Annotated in this window: 2 protein-coding genes; both read left to right on the forward strand. The window is 70.8% G+C overall.

Translation table 11 applies throughout. The features are described 5' to 3' along the window. Positions 1-241: molybdopterin-dependent oxidoreductase (locus QR77_RS26590; RefSeq protein ID WP_150130582.1), on the forward strand; the 241-nt coding region annotated here is incomplete at its 5' end. Next, positions 238-774 (forward strand): hypothetical protein, encoded by a 537-nt coding sequence (locus QR77_RS46945; protein ID WP_078877178.1) that lies wholly within the window; start codon positions 238-240, stop codon positions 772-774. The genes QR77_RS26590 and QR77_RS46945, both read left to right, overlap by 4 nt. Positions 775-942 lie beyond the last annotated feature (168 nt).

Genomic DNA, 942 nt, shown 5'->3' on the forward strand with positions numbered 1-942 from the left:
TCTGCCGGGCGTGTTCGTGGAGTCACTTCAGCTCGCGGGGTCCTTCCGGGCGGTCGCCCTGCGCGACAACCAGGTCAGCGATCCGCGCTCACTGCTCGCCCTGCGCGTCAACGGCGCCGAACTCTCCCACGACCACGGCTATCCCGCGCGGATCATCGTGCCCAACGCCCCCGGAGTCATGAACACCAAGTGGGTCAGGCAACTGACTTTCGACGCCACGACGTTCGGACGGAAGGCATGAGCAGCGACACCTCTTCGCGTGAACACGGCCCGGAGCTCCGGACGGTGGAGGCGGGGACCGGCCCCACCTCGCGCTTCCGGCGGCTGTACGGGGAATCGCCCCTGCACCTGCTGATCCTGCTCGCCTCCTTCGCCCTGTGCGCGTACGCCGCCGTCAAGTGGCTGACGTACGACTGGGTGTCCATCGCGGAGTGGTTCATCGGCGCCGCCGTGCTGCACGACGTCGTGCTGGTGCCGCTGTACGCGGTGACGGACTGGGTTCTGCACCGTCTCCTCGGCTCCGGGCGCACGACCGGGCGCGCGGCCGTCAACTTCATACGCGTCCCGGCCTTCGCCTCCCTGGTGCTGGTGCTCGTGTACTGGCCGCTGGTGCTGAACGACTCCCCGCACTACGAGTCCGCGACCACGCTGTCCGCCTCGGTGTTCCTCGGCCGGTGGCTGCTGATCACGGCTGTGCTGTTCGCCGCTTCGGCGATCTGGTTCGTGGTCGGACGCTGGCGGGCCCACCGGCGTCGCGGCGAAGTGACCGACTGACGTGCGCCTACGGGCGGGGCGCGCGCGGGCGGGGCGCGCGCGGCTCCGCCGGGGCAGGCGCCTCGACCTCACCGTGGCGGTCGGTGCTGCGGCGCTGTTCGCGACGGCCGTGCTCGTCGGCCGGTATCTGGAGCACAGATACGGCGACCTGCACCTCGGCTGGCCCCC

Origin of the sequence: Streptomyces sp. 150FB (genome assembly GCF_000818195.1) — a bacterium.
Taxonomy (GTDB): Bacteria; Actinomycetota; Actinomycetes; order Streptomycetales; family Streptomycetaceae; genus Streptomyces.

Excerpts from the sequence above, each read along its gene's own strand:
- QR77_RS46945 (WP_078877178.1), top strand. The coding sequence starts at position 238 with ATGAGCAGCGACACCTCTTCGCGTGAACACGGCCCGGAGCTCCGGACG.